Below are 16,374 nucleotides of genomic sequence, written 5' to 3'. Positions count from 1 at the left end.
ACGCGCTGACGCGACCGCGCGCGCCGACGAGCGACGTCGGCCGTCCTCGACCCGACCGTGCCAGCCCTGGCAGACAGCCCTGGCGCGCGTCAGCGACGCTGGGCGCCGGGGACGCCGTTGGGGTACTTCACCTCGGCCTCGGACAGCCGGATGTACGCCGGCGCGCCGTCGTGCAGGCGATCGCGGCGGTCGCTCGCCAGCACGGCCCGGGCCACGCCGACGGCCGACGGCGTGCGCAGCGCGGCGTGGCGCGCGACCGTGGCGGGCAGGGCGGCCAGCGCGTCGGCGTAGCTCTGGAGCGCGTCGCCGGCCAGGTGGGCGCGGTCGCCGAGCTCGGCGATCACCGCGGCCAGCGCGCTCGGCGCGAGCACCCGCTCGTCGGCGACGGCGGTCAGCCCGGCGTCGGTCCGGCGGTAGAAGCCGACGTAGAGCTCGCCGCGGCGGGCGTCGAGCGCCGGCACCAGCAGCGCGTCGTCGACGGGGACCACCGCCGCGAGGTCGTGGGCCAGGGCCGCCAGCGACGACGCCAGCCACAGCGGCAGGCCCAGCGCGTAGGCCAGGCCCTTGCCGGTGGCCAGGCCGATGCGCAGGCCGGTGAACGAGCCCGGGCCGGCGCCGACGGCGATCGCGGTCAGCGCGGCGGCGGTGACCCCGGCGCGGTCGAGCGCCTGCGCGCACAGCATCATCACGCGATCGGTCGGCGTCGCCGGCTCGCCGACGGCGACCGCCAGCACCTCGCCGGCGCCGGTCACGACCGCGGCGCTGGCGGTCAGGGTCGAGGTGTCGAGCGCGAGGATCGTCATCAGCGGAACACGTACTGCATCATGTCGTTGCGCAGCGCCAGGATCGTGATGATCCCGACCAGCACCAGGCCGAAGAACTGGATCTTCTCCTTGCCGCGCGCCGACAGCGGCCGGCGGCGCACGCCCTCGATGATGAACACCAGCACGTGGCCGCCATCGAGCACCGGCACCGGCAGCAGGTTGATCAGGCCGAGGTTCACGCTGATCAGCGCGATCAGCAGCAGGAACGAGTCCCAGCCCTGCTCGCCCGACACCGACGCGACCCGGTACATCGTCAGCGGGCCGCCCAGGCTCTCGCTCGGCGAGTCGCCGCCGAGCACCTTGAGGAACCCCAGCGCCATCAGCTTGATCGTCTCGCCGGTGCGCTCGACCGCCTTCGACACCGCGTACCCGAAGCGCCCGTCGATCGGCACCATCTTGCCGTGGCCGCGCTGGACGTCGTTGCGGGCGCCGAGCACGAGCCGCTCGACGGTGTGGCCGTACTGATCGAGCTCCTTGCGCCACACCTGCGTGAGCTGCGCCGAGCGCTCGACCACCTTGCCGTGGTCGGTGCGGCGCCAGCCGATGGTCCAGGTGCGGCTCGGGTCCGACAGGAGCTTCTGCTCGAGCACGGCCCAGTGCTTGACCGCCTGGTCGTCGATCGTCGCGATCAGATCGCCGACCCGCAGCCCGGCCAGATCGGCCGGCGTGCCGGGATCGACGTGGGCCACGAACATCTCGGCGTTCTCGAGCCCGGTGTAGGCGCTGCGCCCGAGGGTGGCGTCGAGCCGGGTCTCGGGCATCAGATCGGCGAACCGGGCCTCGAGCAGCCGCACCTGCGGCACGCCCGGGATCTCGGTGCCGCGCAGGTACACCAGGTTGGTGCGGCGCGCGCCGTGGCCGAGCCCGACCGCGACCCCGCTCCAGTTGTCGACGGGGCGGCCGTCGATGTTGACGATCAGATCGCCGGTGGTCATGCCGGCGCGCCCGGCCGGTGACGTCGGATCGATGATGCCGACCATCGGCACGAACGGCGCCCGGGTGATGCCGATGCGGCCCTGCGCCGACACCTGGCCGTCGCGCTTGCGCACGACGTCGGCGATCGGCACCACGTACTTCTCGAACACCCGCGGCCCGCGCTGCAGCTTGAGGCTGATCTCGTCGCCGCCGCGGGCGCGGATCGCGCGCTCGAGGTCCTCCCAGTAGCGGACGCTCTTGCCGTCGACGGCCAGGACCGTGTCGCCCGCCTCGATCCCGGCCCGGGCGGCCGGCGAGTCCTCGAACACGTCGCCCACCACCGCCGCCGGCAGCTCGGTGTGGCCGGCGAAGAACACGAAGTAGATCAGGATCGGCAGGATCAGGTTGGCGGCCGGCCCCGCGAAGATGATCACGAGGCGCTGCCACAGCGGCCGGGTCGCGAACGAGCGGCCGCGGTCGCGCGGCTCGACGTCGGGCCCGTCCTCGACGCCGAGGATCCGCACGTAGCCGCCCAGCGGGAACACCGCGATCTGGTACTCGGTCTCGGCGCCGCGGACCCGGATCAGCGGCCGGCCGTAGCCGATCGAGAACCGCAGCACGCGCACGTCGAGCAGCTTGGCCGCCACGAAGTGACCGAGCTCGTGGATGATCACGAGCACGCCGACGAGGAGCAGGAAGTAGACGACCGACATGGCGCTGCGAGCGCCTCGCGGCGTACCACGGGCGCCGGCGCAGGTCGAGCGTGACGACCGAGGCCGGCCGCGCGCGACGGGCCGGCCGGGTCGAGGGAGTTGGTGAACGTCGCCGCCGAAGCGACGCCGGCCGCGCGCGACGGGCCGGCCGGGTCGAGGGAGTTGGTGAACGTCGCCGCGGCCCGCGCGCCCGCGCGCGACGGGCCGGCCGGGGGCGAGGCCGCACGTGAACGTCGCCGTCGCCGCGGCCCGCGCGCCCGCGCGCGACGGGCAGGCCGGGTCGAGGGGAGTTGGTGAACGTCGCCGGCGAAGCGACGCCGGCCGCGCGCGACGGGCCGGCCGGGTCGAGGGAGTTGGTGAACGTCGCCGCGGCCCGCGCGCCCGCGCGCTACGGGCAGGCCGGGTCGAGGTAGTTGGTGAACGTCGCCGGGTAGTAGGCGCCCGGCGCGGGCCGCAGCTCGACGCCGTTGACCACGATCACGTACTCGAGCTCGGCGCGCACGTACATGCCGTCGGGCGTCGGCGCGGTCGGCACCGACGGGCACTGGTACGGGCGGAAGGGATCGAGGCCGCGCAGGTCGACCGTGAAGCGGGCGTCGTTGCCGACCCGGCGGTCGAGCGCGGCGTAGACCGACCGCAGCGGCTCGCTGGTGCCGCGGGGCCGCCAGCGCAGGGTCGCGTCGAGCTTGCGCCAGACCTCGGGATCGTCGCGATCGGTCACGCCCGGCGACCACACCTGGAAGCACACGTTGGCGATGGCGGCGCGCTGCCGGCCCCAGGTGCCGAAGTCGAAGCCGGCGGCGGCGTCGGGGCCGGCGCACGGATCGATGGTGTCGCGGCTGATGCGCACGGTGGCGGCGCCGAGCCACTGCGGCGGCAGCAGCAGATCGAACGCGTAGTTGGCGCCCCAGTTGGAGTCCCACGCCTGGCAGCCCGGCACCGCGGTGTTCTCGAACCAGATCTCGACCGCGCGCGCGGTGGTCGGGATCGACACCAGCAGCGCGCCGTTCTTGATGCTGGCGCTCGACTCCTCGCCGGTGTTCCAGCGGACGTGCGCCGTGATGTCCCACAGGTCGAAGCTGCCGCGGGAGTTGCGGCAGGTGGTCAGCCGGGCCGGGTCGTACTCGAGTCGCACCATCCCGCCCGGCACCAGCGCGCCGTGCTGCTCGACCGGCTGCCCGGCCGGGAACACGATCCGCGCCGGCGGCGTCGGTCCGGCGGCCGGACAGACCGCGTCGTTGCGCGTGACCGCGAAGTTGCCGTCGGCGGTGAGCAGGTAGTTGTCGAAGTCGCCGGGCACGCGGTTGTGATCGAACAGGCGCCCGCCGCCGGCCAGGTGGGCCAGCGGCATCACCTGCACCCGCGCCGTCGACAGCGAGGTGCCCGACATGCCGGGGCCGGGCAGGCCCTGGTCGAGCCGGACGTGGTAGCGCACGAACCCCGGCGTCGCGGCGATCGCGCTGGGCGTGGCCGCGACCTGGTACCAGGCCGGGTCCGAGCCGTACTGGTACTGGACCGCCGCGGTCGCGCCCTCGGCCGCCGCCGCCTCCGACAGCTCGACGTCGCCCTCCCAGATCCAGCTGCCGCCGGCCGTCTGGTAGCCGCCGGTGCCGTTGCCGAGTCGGGTCAGGTCGCGCAGCACCACGTGGCACGCCCGGTCGGCCTGATCGGCGGCGCCGTCGACCCCGGTCAGCGGCGCCTCGACCGAGGTCGGCGGCTCGGGCGGCGGCTCGACGCAGGCGGCGGCCAGGAGGGTCACGGACACGAGGAGCGATCGGCGGGCCATCGCGCGGCGTCATCGCATGCGCTGTGCCAGCCCCGGCCGGCGGCAACTGCGCGAGATCGTGCGCGGCGCCGCGGCGGGTGGCGCCGTCGGTAGCCAGCGCGACGCTGCGAAACGCAACGTCGCCGTCGCCCGGCGCCGTCGGTCTGGTACGCTCGCAGCGAGTGGCTCTCAAGTCGACGCTCAGCTCGGAGGAGAAGACCGCCGAGATCGAAGAGGCCCTCGAGGGTCTCGACAAGCTGGTCGACCGCCTGCGCGTGCTCTACGAGCAGTACTTCATGGGCATCCAGCGCCAGGCGCCGGCCCACCTGCACACCGACGCCGAGCGCCGGATCCGCGAGGTCGCGCAGCTCCAGATCCGCAACACCGCGCTGCGCTACCGGTTCGCGACGGTCCAGCAGAAGTTCGGCTCGTACAACACGTACTGGAAGCGCACGCTGCGCGAGATCGAGTCGGGTCGCTACATCCGCAACCTGAACAAGCTCCGGCGCCAGGCGCTGGTGACCGGCGAGTCGATCCCCGAGGAGATCCTCGCGGCGATGCCCAAGCGCATGCGCGAGTCGATCGAGCGCGACCGCGCCGTCGCGCTGGCCGAGGGCAAGCGCCGCCACCTGGTCGACGACGGCGACACCCAGCCCGACGTCCAGCGGTTCGAGCCGCCGCCCGCGGCCGCACCTGGGCCGCGCCGCGGCAAGAGCGTCACCACCGATCCGTTCGTCAACGCTGGCGACGACGACATCGCGGCGGCGCTCGCCGGGCTGGCCGACGAGGCCCTCGCGGCGATCGACAAGCCGGCCCGCCCGCCGGTCGCGCCGCCGCAGCGCCCGACGGCGGGGCCGCCGCAGCGCCCGCCGGTTCGCCCGCCGGCACCGCCGGGCTCGGTCACCATGGCGCCGCCGGTTCGCCCGCCGGCACCGCCGGGCTCGGTCACCATGGCGCCGCCGGTTCGCCCGCCGGCAGCGCCGGCTCGGTCACCATGGCGCCGCCGGTCCGCCCGCCGGTCGCCGGGCTCGGTCACCATGGCGCCGCCGGTTCGCCCGCCGGCACCGCCGGGCTCGGTCACCATGGCGCCGCCGGTCCGCCCGCCGGTCGCGCCGGGCTCGGCGACGATCGGGCCGCCGGTCCGCCCGCCGGTCCCGGATGGCTCGGCCACGATCGGGCCGCCGGTCCGCGCGGCCCGGACGACCCGCCCGCCCGCGTCGTCGCGCCCGCCGGTGCCGGGCATGACCGAGGCCGAGACCCGGGCGCTCTACGCCAAGTACGTCAAGGCCCGGGAGGTCGTCGGCGAGCGCGCCGAGGGGCTGTCGTACGACAAGCTCGTCCGCACGCTCCAGAGCCAGGCGCCCAAGATCCTCGAGCAGCACAAGGCGTCGCGGGTCGAGTTCAACGTCGTCATCCGCGACAACAAGGTCGTCCTCAAGGCCAAGCCGAAGTGAGCGCTCAGGCCGGCGCGGGCTCCTCGGGGCTGGCCGGCCCTGGGCGCAGGCCGCGGCGCCGCCACAGGAAGTAGATCGCCGGGTAGACCAGGAGCTCCATCGCGAAGCTGGTCACGAGCCCGCCGACCATCGGCGCCGCGATGCGCTTCATCAGATCGGCGCCGGTCCCGATCGACCACATGATCGGCAACAGCCCGAGCATCGCGGCGCACACGGTCATGGCCTTGGGTCGGATGCGCTTGACCGCGCCGTGGATGACCGCCTCGTGCAGGTCGCCGTAGGTGTTGAGGCGCCCGGCCCGGGCCCGCTCGTCGCACGACAGATCGAGGAACAGCAGCATGAACACCCCGGTCTCGGCGTCGAGGCCCATGAGCGCGATCATCCCGACCCAGACCGCGATCGACATGTTGTAGTCGAGCAGCCACAGGAGCCAGACCGCGCCGACCGCCGAGAACGGCACCGCCAGCATCACCAGGCCGGCCTTGAACGCCGAGCGCGTGTTCAGGTAGAGCAAGAGGAAGATCAGGACCAGCGTCAGCGGCACGACCAGCTTCAGGCGCTCCTTGACCCGCAGCATGTTCTCGTACTGGCCGCTCCAGGTCAGCGTGTAGCCGGGCGGCAGGGTCACGGCGGCGGCCACGGCGGCCTTGGCGCGCGTGACGTAGCCGCCGATGTCGACCTTGGACGTGTCGAAGTCGACGTAGACGTAGCCGGCGAGGAAGCCGTTCTCGTCGCGGATCATCGCCGGGCCCTGGGCCAGGCCGACGTCGGCGATCGCCTCCATCGGGATCTGGCCGCGGCCGCCCGGCAGCGGCAAGAGCACGCGCCGCAGCGACGCCAGATCGTCGCGGTAGTCGCGCGCGTACCGGACGTTGATGCCGTAGCGCTCGCGGCCCTCGATGGTCATGCTCTGGTTGTCGCCGCCGACCGCCGTCATGACCATCATGTTGGCGTCGTCGACGGTGAGGCCGTAGCGGGCCAGCTGGTCGCGCTTGAGCACGAAGTCGAGGAAGAAGCCGCCGGCCACGCGCTCGGCGTAGGCGCTGCGGGTCCCGGGCAGCTCGGCCACGATCGCCTCGACCTCGCGGGCGACGCGCTCGATCGTCGGCAGGTCGCTGCCGAGGATCTTGATGCCGACCGGCGTGCGGATGCCGGTCGAGAGCATGTCGAGGCGGCCCTTGATCGGCATCGTCCACGCGTTCGAGATGCCGGGCAGGCGCAGCGCCCGGTCGAGCTCGTCCTCGAGCTGGTCCTGGCTGATGCGATCGTTCCAGAACGGCCGCAGCGCCGACTTGGCCCAGGCCGGCGCCCACGACGAGTACCAGCGCGGTCGGGTCCGCCACTGGCGCTCGGGCTTGAGCACGATCGTCGTCTCCATCATCGTGAACGGCGCCGGGTCGGTCGAGGTCGTGGCGCGGCCGGCCTTGCCGAACACCCGCTCGACCTCCGGGAACGTGCGCAGGATCTTGTCCTGGACCTGCAGCGCCTTCTCGGCCTCGGCCACCGACATGCCGGGCTGCACCGCCGACGGCATGTACAGGATCGTGCCCTCGCGCAGCGGCGGCATGAACTCCGAGCCCAGGCGCTGGTAGATCGGCACGGCGCTGGCGATGATCAGGACCGCGACCGCGATCGTGCCCCAGGCGTGGCGGAGCACGAAGTGGCACGGCCGCTCGTAGAGCCAGTGCAAGAGCCGGCTGACCGGGTGGCGCTCCTCGGACCGGTAGCGCCCGACCAGGGCCGCGGTCGCGAGCCGCGCCAGCCAGCGCGGGCGGAAGGTGTAGGGATCGATCCGCGCGAACATCATCCGCAGCGCCGGGTCGAGCGTGATCGCCAGCAGCGCGGCGATCGCCATCGTCAGGTTCTTCGAGTACGCCAGCGGCTTGAACAGCCGGCCCTCCTGGTCGACCAGCGTGAAGATCGGCAGGAACGCCGCCGCGATCACCAGGAGCGAGAAGAACACCCCGGGCCCGACCTCCAGCAGCGCGTCGAGCCGGACGCGGTGGAAGTCGCCGGGGCGGCCGGCCCGCTGCCACAGGTAGATCTTGTTGTAGGCGTTCTCGACCTCGACGATCGCGCCGTCGACGAGCACGCCGGTCGAGATCGCGATGCCGGCCAGGGACATCAGGTTGGCGTTCTGGCCCATCAGCTTGAGCGGGATGAAGGCCAGCAGGACGCTGATCGGGATCGTGACGATCGGCACCAGCGACGACGGGAAGTGCCACAGGAAGACCAGGATGATCAGCGCGACGATGATCATCTCCTCGAGCAGCTTCGAGGTGACGGTGTCGATCGCGCGCTCGATCAGGTCCGAGCGGTCGTAGGTGACGACGACCTCGACGCCGGCGGGCAGCGACGCCTTGACGTCGTCGAGCTTGGCCTTGACCCGGGCGATCACGTCGAGCGCGTTCTCGCCCGCGCGCATGACGACGATGCCGCCGACGGCGTCGCCCTCGCCGTCGAGGTCGGCGATGCCGCGGCGCATCTCGGGGCCGAGCACGACCTGGGCGACGTCCTTGACCAGCACCGGCGTGCCGCCGTTGGTGCGCAGCCCCAGCTGCTCGATGTCGGCGATGTTCTTGATGTAGCCGCGCCCGCGCACCATGTACTCGCGTCCGGACAGCTCGACCAGGCGCCCGCCGACGTCGTTGTTGCCGGTCCGGACCGCGTCGATCACCGTCTGCAGCGACAGCCCGTACGCCGCCAGCGCGTTGGGGTTGACGTTGATCTGGTACTGGCGGACGTGGCCGCCGATCGTCGCGACCTCGGCCACGCCCGGCACGCTCTGGATCGCGTAGCGCAGGAACCAGTCCTGGTACGAGCGCAGCTCGTCGGTGGCGTGGCGGCCGGTGCGATCGACCAGCGCGTACTGGAACACCCAGCCGACGCTCGACGCGTCCGGCCCCATCTGGATCTTGGCGCCGGCCGGCAGGTCCGGCGTGATCTTCGACAGGTACTCGAGCACCCGGGTCCGGGCCCAGTACAGGTCGGTCCCGTCCTCGAAGATCACGTAGACGTAGCTGAAGCCGAAGTCCGACAGGCCGCGCACGGTCTTGACCCGGGGCGCGCCCAAGAGCGCCGACGTGATCGGGTACGTGACCTGATCCTCGATGATGTCGGGGCTGCGATCCCAGCGCGCGTAGACGATGACCTGGGTGTCGGCGAGGTCGGGCAGGGCGTCGAGCGGGATCGTGCGCATCGACCACCACGCGATCACCAGCGCGACCGCGGTCAGCGCGAGCACCAGCACCCGGTTCTCGGCCGAGAAGCCGATGATCCGCCGGATCACGGGACGGCGCCCGCTTCCGGCAGGACCCGGGCCTGGGTCGGCGCCGGGGCCGGGGTCAGGCCCTCGAGCGAGGCCCGCAGCCGCGACTCGGAGTCGACCAGGAAGTTGGCGCGGGTGACGACGCGCTCGCCGGCCTCGAGGCCGGCGACGACCTCGACGCGGGTGGCGTCGCGCTGGCCGAGCTGGACCTGGCGCGGCACAAACTTGCCGGCGCCCTGGGCCACGAACACGACCTGGATCGCGCCCGAGTCGATGATCGCGTCGTGCGGCACCACCAGCGCGTCGCGCGCGGTCGTCGACAGCACGACCTCGCCGTACATCTCGGGCCGCAGGTCGCCGTCGGGGTTGGCGAACTTCAGCCGGACCTTGATCGTCCGGGTCGACGGGTCGAGGAACGGGGCGATGAAGCTGATCGTGCCGGCGAAGGTGCGGTCGGGGTACGCGGTCATGGCCAGCGTCGCCGGCGTGCCCTCGTGGACGAACCGGATCTCGCTCTCGTAGACGTCGGCGATCACCCAGACCTCGCTGAGATCGACCAGCTCGTACGGCATCGCGCCCGGGTCGAGCTTCATGCCGGCGACCACGTCCTTCTTGGTGACCACGCCGGTCGCCGGGGCGTAGAACGTCAGCGCCTTGCGCGGCGTCCCGGTGGCCTCGAGGCGCTTGAGCTCGGCGGCCGACACGTCCCACAGCGCCAGCCGGCGGCGGGCCGCGTCGACCAGGCCCTGGCCGTCGCCGCTGGCGCCGAGCACGCCGCGGGTGCGGACCGCGAGCAGGTACTCCTCCTGCGCCGCCACCAGCTCGGGGCTGAACAGGGTGAACAGCGGATCGCCGCGCTTGACCGGCTTGCCGAGGTAGTCGACGAAGATCCGCTCGACGAAGCCGCCGTTCTTGACGTTGACGTGGCTGACGCGGGTCTCGTCGATCGCGACCCGGCCGACGGTCCGGACCTCGCCGCCGATCGACGCGCGCGTGACCTCGGTCGTGCGCAGCCCGATCAGCTGCTGGCGATCGGGGTCGATGTCGACCGCCCCCATCCCGGGCACCGGCGACGAGCCGCCGGCCAGCTCGTCGGCGTAGACCGGCAGGTAGGCCATGCCCATCTCGTCCTTGCGCGGCGTCGGCGAGGTCTGGCGCGGGTCCATCGGCGACCGGTAGTGCACGATCGTGCGCACCGACGGGGTCGTCGCCGCGGTCGTCGACGCGGCGTCGACCTCGACCAGGTCCATCCCGCAGATCGGGCACTCGCCGGGGTGGTCCGAGACGATCGTCGGGTGCATCGGGCAGTGGTACTGGTGGCCCGCGGCGCCGCCGGTGGTCGCCGACGGGGCGCCGTGGTCGAGCAGCTTGATCGCGGCGGCGCCGGCGCCGATGGCGCACACCAGGCCGAAGACCAGCATCGTCCCGAGGCCGTACCCGCGGCGCGGTGACGCGCCCGGTGGCGTCGGCGCGGGCGGGTCGATCGTCGCCGGCCGCGCGGGCGGCGCGTCGGGGTCGACGTGGGGGGCTGGGGGCTCGGTGGTCATCGCGGTCACATGCCGCCCATGCCACCGCCAGCGGCGGCGGGCGCGGCGGCGGCGGCGGCGGCCGGGGCCGAGGTGGTGGCGGCGGCGGCGGTGGTGGCGGTCACGCCCGGCATCGTCGCGCCGGTCATGGCGCCGCCGTCGTCGATCGCCACGGGCGCGAGGCTGAGCTCGTCGAGCGCGATCACCAGGCGATGGGCGGCGGCGAGGGCGCGCAGGTACGCGTCCTCGTCCCCGAGCACGCCGGCGTTGCCGTCGAGCACGGCCGCGAAGCTGACCTTGCCGACGGCGTACTGCGCCAGCGTGCTCTCGGCGGTGGCCTTCGACAGCGGCAGCAGGCTGTCGCGGTAGATCGCGATCGTCGCGGCCAGCGCGGCCAGCGCGGTCGCGCGCTCGTGCACGCGCAGCGTCAGCACCTGGGCGACCGCGTCGACGTCGAGCCGGGCGGCGTCGGTCTGGGCCCGGCGCTCGGCCACGGCGCGGCGCTGCTTGCGGTCGGCGTAGATCGGCAGCGGCACGCCGACCGACAGCTGCCACATCGGCGGCAGGTCGACGCCGCGCACCATGATGCCCGCGCTCACGGTCAGGTCGGGGTAGCTGCCCTTGCGCGCGAGCGCGGTCGCGCGCGCGCCGGCGGTCGCCGCCAGCCGCGCCCGGGCCAGCTCGGGGCTCTGCGCCAGCGCGTCGGCGCGCGCCGCGGCCTCGTCGATCGGCGCCGGCGCGCCCAGCTCGGCGAGCGTCGGCGTCGCGGCGATCGGCTCGTCGAGGTCGTGGCCGCGCAAGCGGTTGAGCTCCTGCGTCAGCGTCGCGGCCTCGGCCTCGAGCGCCAGCCGCCGCTGGGCCAGGCGGCGCTGCTCGAGCTGGGCGCGCAGGATGTCCGACTGCGCGCCGCCGCCGACCTCGTAGGTCAGGCGCGCGGCCTCGGCCGACTGGCCCCACAGCGCGGTCAGGTGATCGAGCAAGGCCAGCCGGTCGCGGGCGAGCACGAGCGCCAGGTAGGCGCGCCGGACGTCGGCCTCGGTGGTGCGCCGCAGCCGGTCGACGTCGAGCGAGGCCGCGTCGACGTCGAGGCTCGCGAGCTGGGTCCGGAGGTCGCGCTTGCCCGGCCACGGGAACGTCTGGCCGATCATGATCGACACGAACGACGTCGGCATCGTGCCGATCTCGATCCCGGTGAAGCCGTCGTTCTGGATGCCGACCTGCAGCATCGGATCGGGCAGCGCGCCGGCCTGGGGCACGCGCGCGCGCTGGGCCCGCACCGTCGCCGCGCGCGCGGCCAGCTCCGGCCGCGCCGCGAGGCTGTCGGCGATCAGCTGCGCCAGGACCGGATCGGCGGTGGGCGCGTCCGCGCGCGCGTGCGCGGCCACGCTCACGAGCGCCAGCACCAGCAGCCCGGCGTGGGCGCGGTGATCGCGAGAGGGGGAGGCGGCGCGCATGCGGCGATCTCGAGGGGCGTGGGCGGTCTGGCGACGCGCCGCCCCGACCGTTCAATCGACGATGATCTCGCCGGCGATCATGTCCATGGCGCACGCGAAGCGGATCGGACCGGCCTTGGTCGGGACCAGCTCGAGCGCCACCGCCTGGTTGAGCGGCAGCTCCTGCTCGATCTGGAAGTCCTTGATCACGATCTCGGTCGCGCAGGTGCGCTCGACCTTGCGGGTGACGACCATCTTCAGCGGTTGCCCGACGTGGGCCTTGATGGACTTCGGCTCGAAGCCCTTCGAGGTGACCGAGATCTGGATCGGCTGGTTGGGATCGGTCGGCTGGGTCTTCGTGGCCTTGCTGCACGCGCCGAGCGCGACCAGCGAACCGAGGACGAGCGTGACTGCGTAGACGTTCTTCATATTGGCTCCGGGGGTCGCGCCCCGCTTGTGCAGCGTCCGGGCCAGCGGACGAATCGCCAGGACATGTCGGAAATTCATCTTTGATTACATGGTATTGATGGCGATGGTCGAGATCGACCGGCGTTCGTCGCTGCGAAGGTGTAACCGAAGCAGTCACGGTCGAGGCGCGCTTGCCCTGCGAAGCGGCGCGAGAGCCCTCGGGGGAGCGGCGTGGGTCTTGCTGAAGGGCGTTCCTGGGCGCCTGGCGGTTCAGGCCAGGCCGGCGCGCCCACCGAACGACACTGGTGGCCCTCCCACGCTCGGGATACAGTGTGACCCATCCGGATACACATCAGCCATCGGTCAAGTCCCGTCGGCGAGGCGCGGTGACGTCATGAGGCCCCGGGCCTGGTCTGGCACCGGCCGCCGGCTGTTCGCGGCGTTCGGGGCGATCATCGCGCTCTACGTGGTGGCGGCGGGTGTGGCGCTGTACCACCTGGTCGACATCGAGCGCGGCCTGGCCCGGACGCGGGCCCGGGTCGACGCGCTCCAGCTCGCGCTCGAGCTGTCGAGCGCGGTCCGCGATCAGTACGCCCACGTCGCGCACACGATCATCATCGGCGACGACACCCACCTCGGCATGTACGACGAGGCCAAGCAGCAGACCGCGGCGCTGACCGCGCAGATGGCCGCGGTCGCGGTGGCCGACGACGAGCGCGCCTGGGTCGCCGACATCGATCGCGCCACGCGCGAGCTCGATCAGACCTTCCGCGAGCGGGTCGTGCCCGCGGTCCTGGCCGGCGACGCCGCGAGCGCGCAGCGCGAGCACCAGCGGGTGCTGACGGCGATGGGCCGGGCCCAGGCCCGGACCGATCGGCTGGCGCGGCGGTTCTCGGAGTCGGTGACCGCGCTCGAGGCGCTGGTCGCGCAGACCGAGCGGCGCGCGCTGTGGTGGGGCGTCGGGTTCCTGCTGATCGCGCCGGCGCTCGCGGTGGCGGCCGGGATCCTGATCGGCCGCTCGGTCGCGCGGCCGATCGCGCGCCTCCGCACCGGCGCCGCGCGCATCGCGGGCGGCGACCTCGACACGCGCATCGCCGTCGACACCGCCGACGAGTTCGGCGCGCTCGCGCAGCAGTTCAACGCGATGGCGACGGCGCTCAAGCTCCACCAGCACGAGCGGGTCCAGAGCGAGCGCCTGGCCGGCATCGGCCGGCTGGCGGCCGGCGTGGCCCACGAGATCAACAACCCGCTCGGCGTGATCCTCGGCTACGCCAAGCTGCTCGGCAAGCAGGCCGAGGGCGGGCTGGCCGACGACCTGCGGGTGATCGAGGCCGAGACCTTGCGCTGCAAGGAGATCGTCGACGGCCTGCTCGACCTGGCGCGACCGATCAGGCTCGCGGCCGAGCCGGTCGATCTGCGCGAGCTGACCGACGACGTGGTCGCGCGGCTCGCGGTCGCCGAGGCGGCGGCGCCGGTGCAGGTCGAGGGTCAGGCGGTCGTGCCGGGTGACGGCCCGCGCCTGCGCCAGGTGATCTTCAACCTCATCAAGAACGCGATCGAGGCGGCCGGCCCGACCGGCCGGGTCGACGTGCGCCTGACCGAGACCGCGGCCGAGGTCGTCGTCGCGGTGCACGACACCGGCGCCGGCTTCGACGCGGCCGCGCGCGAGCACCTGTTCGAGCCGTTCTTCACGACCAAGCCCCGGGGCACCGGCCTGGGCCTGGCGGTGTCGCAGGCGATCGCGCGCGGGCACGGCGGCGAGCTCGAGCTGGCGCCCGCCGCCGCCGGCACCCGCGTGGCGCTGCGGCTGCCGCGCGCCCGGGAGGCCGCGTGACCCGCGCGCGCGTGCTCGTCGTCGACGACAAGGAGAACATGCTCAAGCTGTTCGCCAAGCTGCTCGGCGACGCCTACGAGCTGGTCACCGCCGGCGACGGCGCGCGCGCGCTGGCGCTGGTGCAGGCCCAGCCGTTCGACGTCATCGTCACCGATCTGCGGATGCCCGGCGCCGACGGCTTCGAGGTCCTGCGCGCGGTCAAGCAGCGCCAGCCCGACGCCGAGGTGATCATGATGACCGGGTACGCGACGGTCAACGACGCGGTCGAGGCGATCAAGCTCGGCGCCTACGACTACCTCGAGAAGCCGTTCGATCCCGACGCCGCCGCGCTCGCGGTGGCGCGCGCGCTCGAGCGCAAGCGGCTCAAGGAGCAGGCCGCCAACCTGCAGAAGGAGCTGCAGCACCTGCACGCGTTCCACAACATCATCGGCAAGAGCCGCGCGATGCAGGCCGTCTACCGGCTGCTCGAGCAGGCGGCCGGGCTCGACATCACCGTGCTGATCACCGGCGACACCGGCACCGGCAAGGAGCTGGCGGCGCGCGCGATCCACTACCAGTCGGCGCGCAAGGCCGGGCGGTTCGTGCCGGTCAACTGCGGGGCGCTGCCGTCCGAGCTGGTCGAGAGCGAGCTGTTCGGGCACGCCCGCGGCGCGTTCTCCGGCGCCGCCACCGCCAAGCCCGGGCTGTTCGAGGAGGCGGTCGGCGGCACGATCTTCCTCGACGAGATCGGCGAGCTGCCGCTGGCGGTGCAGGTCAAGCTCAACCGCGCGCTGCAGGAGCACGAGATCCGCCGGGTCGGCGACACCGCCTCGACCAAGGTCGACGTCCGCGTCATCGCCGCGACCCACCGCGACCTCAAGGCCGAGGTCGCGGCCGGCCGGTTCCGCGAGGACCTGTACTACCGGCTGCACGTGTTCCCGATCCGGCTGCCGGCGCTGCACGAGCGGCGGGACGACATCCCGCTCCTGGCCGCGCACTTCGTCGCCAAGCACGCCCAGACCTTCGGGCGGGCCGTGTCCGCGCTGACGCCCGACGCGCTGCGGTGCCTGGTCGGCTACGGCTGGCCCGGCAACGTCCGCGAGCTCGAGCACGTGATCGAGCGCGCCGTGGCGATCAGCGCCGGCCCGGCGATCGCGGCGCTGGATCTGCCCGACGAGGTGCGCGCGCGCCAGGTCGACGACCTGCCGCTCGACCCGCTGGTGCAGCTGCCCTACCGGGAGGCGCTCGAGGCCGTGCGCGAGCGGTTCTCGCGCGACTACCTGCTGGCGCTCCTGCGCGAGTTCGACGGCAACGTCACCCGCGCCGCCGAGCGGGCCGGGGTCGAGCGCGAGAGCCTGCACCGGCTGCTCAAGCGCTACGGCGTGCGCTCGGACGACGTCAAGCCGCGGGCGTGAGCGCCGCGGCCGGCTCGGCGGGACCGTCAGCCGGGCGCGCGGTGCTCGGCGCCCCAGCCGTCGTAGGTGCCGTCGAGCGGCAGGATCACGTCGAGGATCTGGGTCGCGAACTCGTCGGGGCGGCTGCCGACGAGCGCGTCGTCGCGGTGGAACTCGAGCGACCAGCACTCGCGATCGCCGGCGCCATCGTCGCGCCCGCCCTCGATGTCATCGCACTGGAACCCGAGCTCGCGCAGGCGGGCGCACGCGGCCTGGGCCGCGGCCTCGCTCGGGAAGTACGCGAGGTGATCGATCGGGCGCGGGACCGCGAGCTGGTCGCCGCTGGTGGTGAACTGCTGCACCAGGCGCCGGTTCAAGATCGCCTGGCGGGCGTAGGCGTCGGGCTGCAGGAACTCGTGGAATGCCCAGCCGGGGTCGTCCTCGACGCTCCAGGTCGGCGCGTAGCCCGGCGGCGGATCCCCGGTGAGCGTCGACAGCCGATCGAGATCGGCGCGGTGGGCCTCGGGCACGTACAGGCCCAGCACGAGATCGCCGGCGTGGACCATGCGCCCGACGTAGATCGCGTCGACCTTGGTCTCGAGGGCGTCGACGAGCTGATCCTCGAGCTCGGCCAGCGGCTCGATCTCGCCGGCGTCGCGCAGGCCGTCGGGGCGCGGCGTCAGCATCGGCACGCGGACGCGCACCAGCACCGGATGCGTCGCCACCGGCGCGTGGCCGGCGGCCGCGAGATCGATGACGAACGACGCGGGCTTGCCATCGAGCGTCGCCACGTAGACGTCGAAGTCCTGGCCCCAGCGCTCCATACGTCGACGGTAACCGCGCGATCGACGTCGCACAACC

The 16,374-nt window shown here is 73.3% G+C and carries 11 protein-coding genes; 3 read left to right on the top strand and 8 right to left on the bottom strand.

Features of this window, described 5'->3' with window-relative positions:
• Positions 1 to 89 precede the first annotated feature (89 nt).
• The 3 genes from tsaB to IPL61_35495 all read right to left on the bottom strand — a co-directional run bounded on the left by tsaB (position 90) and on the right by IPL61_35495 (position 4,217).
• Positions 90 to 803, bottom strand: coding sequence for a tRNA (adenosine(37)-N6)-threonylcarbamoyltransferase complex dimerization subunit type 1 TsaB (gene tsaB, locus IPL61_35505; GenBank protein ID MBK9036499.1), 714 nt, complete (start codon positions 801 to 803; stop codon positions 90 to 92).
• Entirely contained in the window at positions 803 to 2,452 is a 1,650-nt protein-coding gene (gene rseP / locus IPL61_35500; GenBank protein ID MBK9036498.1) for an RIP metalloprotease RseP, read from the bottom strand. The genes tsaB and rseP overlap by 1 nt, the downstream gene beginning before the upstream one ends.
• A 388-nt stretch (positions 2,453 to 2,840) precedes the next feature.
• Positions 2,841 to 4,217, bottom strand: coding sequence for a hypothetical protein (locus IPL61_35495; protein ID MBK9036497.1), 1,377 nt, complete (start codon positions 4,215 to 4,217; stop codon positions 2,841 to 2,843).
• A 182-nt stretch (positions 4,218 to 4,399) separates the two neighbouring features.
• On the opposite strand from IPL61_35495, the gene IPL61_35490 reads away from it, so the two are divergent.
• Positions 4,400 to 5,671, top strand: a complete 1,272-nt coding sequence (locus tag IPL61_35490; GenBank protein MBK9036496.1) for a hypothetical protein — start codon at positions 4,400 to 4,402, stop codon at positions 5,669 to 5,671.
• Positions 5,672 to 5,675: 4 nt separating this feature from the next.
• Here IPL61_35490 and IPL61_35485 read toward each other — a convergent pair whose 3' ends face one another.
• From IPL61_35485 to IPL61_35470, 4 genes are read right to left on the bottom strand one after another with little or no spacing between them, the layout of a single operon-like run.
• Positions 5,676 to 8,960 (bottom strand): efflux RND transporter permease subunit, encoded by a 3,285-nt coding sequence (locus IPL61_35485; GenBank protein ID MBK9036495.1) that lies wholly within the window; start codon positions 8,958 to 8,960, stop codon positions 5,676 to 5,678.
• Entirely contained in the window at positions 8,957 to 10,486 is a 1,530-nt protein-coding gene (locus tag IPL61_35480) for an efflux RND transporter periplasmic adaptor subunit (protein ID MBK9036494.1), read from the bottom strand. Before IPL61_35480 ends, IPL61_35485 begins: the two co-directional genes overlap by 4 nt.
• Positions 10,487 to 10,491: 5 nt before the next feature.
• Positions 10,492 to 11,919 (bottom strand): TolC family protein, encoded by a 1,428-nt coding sequence (locus IPL61_35475; protein MBK9036493.1) that lies wholly within the window; start codon positions 11,917 to 11,919, stop codon positions 10,492 to 10,494.
• 51 nt (positions 11,920 to 11,970) lie between these two features.
• Positions 11,971 to 12,405 carry a cupredoxin domain-containing protein gene (locus IPL61_35470; GenBank protein MBK9036492.1) on the bottom strand — a complete coding sequence of 145 codons (435 nt, stop codon included), beginning with the start codon at positions 12,403 to 12,405 and terminating at the stop codon, positions 11,971 to 11,973.
• A gap of 541 nt (positions 12,406 to 12,946) precedes the next feature.
• Here IPL61_35470 and IPL61_35465 point away from each other — a divergent pair.
• On the top strand, positions 12,947 to 14,140 hold the full coding sequence (locus tag IPL61_35465; GenBank protein MBK9036491.1) for a HAMP domain-containing histidine kinase: 1,194 nt from the start codon (positions 12,947 to 12,949) through the stop codon (positions 14,138 to 14,140).
• A complete protein-coding gene (locus IPL61_35460; protein ID MBK9036490.1) occupies positions 14,137 to 15,534 on the top strand; it encodes a sigma-54-dependent Fis family transcriptional regulator in 1,398 nt (465 codons plus the stop codon). Before IPL61_35465 ends, IPL61_35460 begins: the two co-directional genes overlap by 4 nt.
• 26 nt (positions 15,535 to 15,560) lie before the next feature.
• Here IPL61_35460 and IPL61_35455 read toward each other — a convergent pair whose 3' ends face one another.
• The gene (locus IPL61_35455; protein MBK9036489.1) at positions 15,561 to 16,337 is read right to left on the bottom strand and encodes a DUF695 domain-containing protein; all 777 of its coding nucleotides are present in this window, start codon (positions 16,335 to 16,337) and stop codon (positions 15,561 to 15,563) included.
• Positions 16,338 to 16,374: the final 37 nt, after the last annotated feature.

The sequence above is a fragment of the Myxococcales bacterium genome, assembly GCA_016717005.1.
Classification (GTDB): Bacteria; Myxococcota_A; Polyangia; order Haliangiales; family Haliangiaceae; genus UBA2376.
This window is presented reverse-complemented; position numbering and strand designations above follow the sequence as displayed.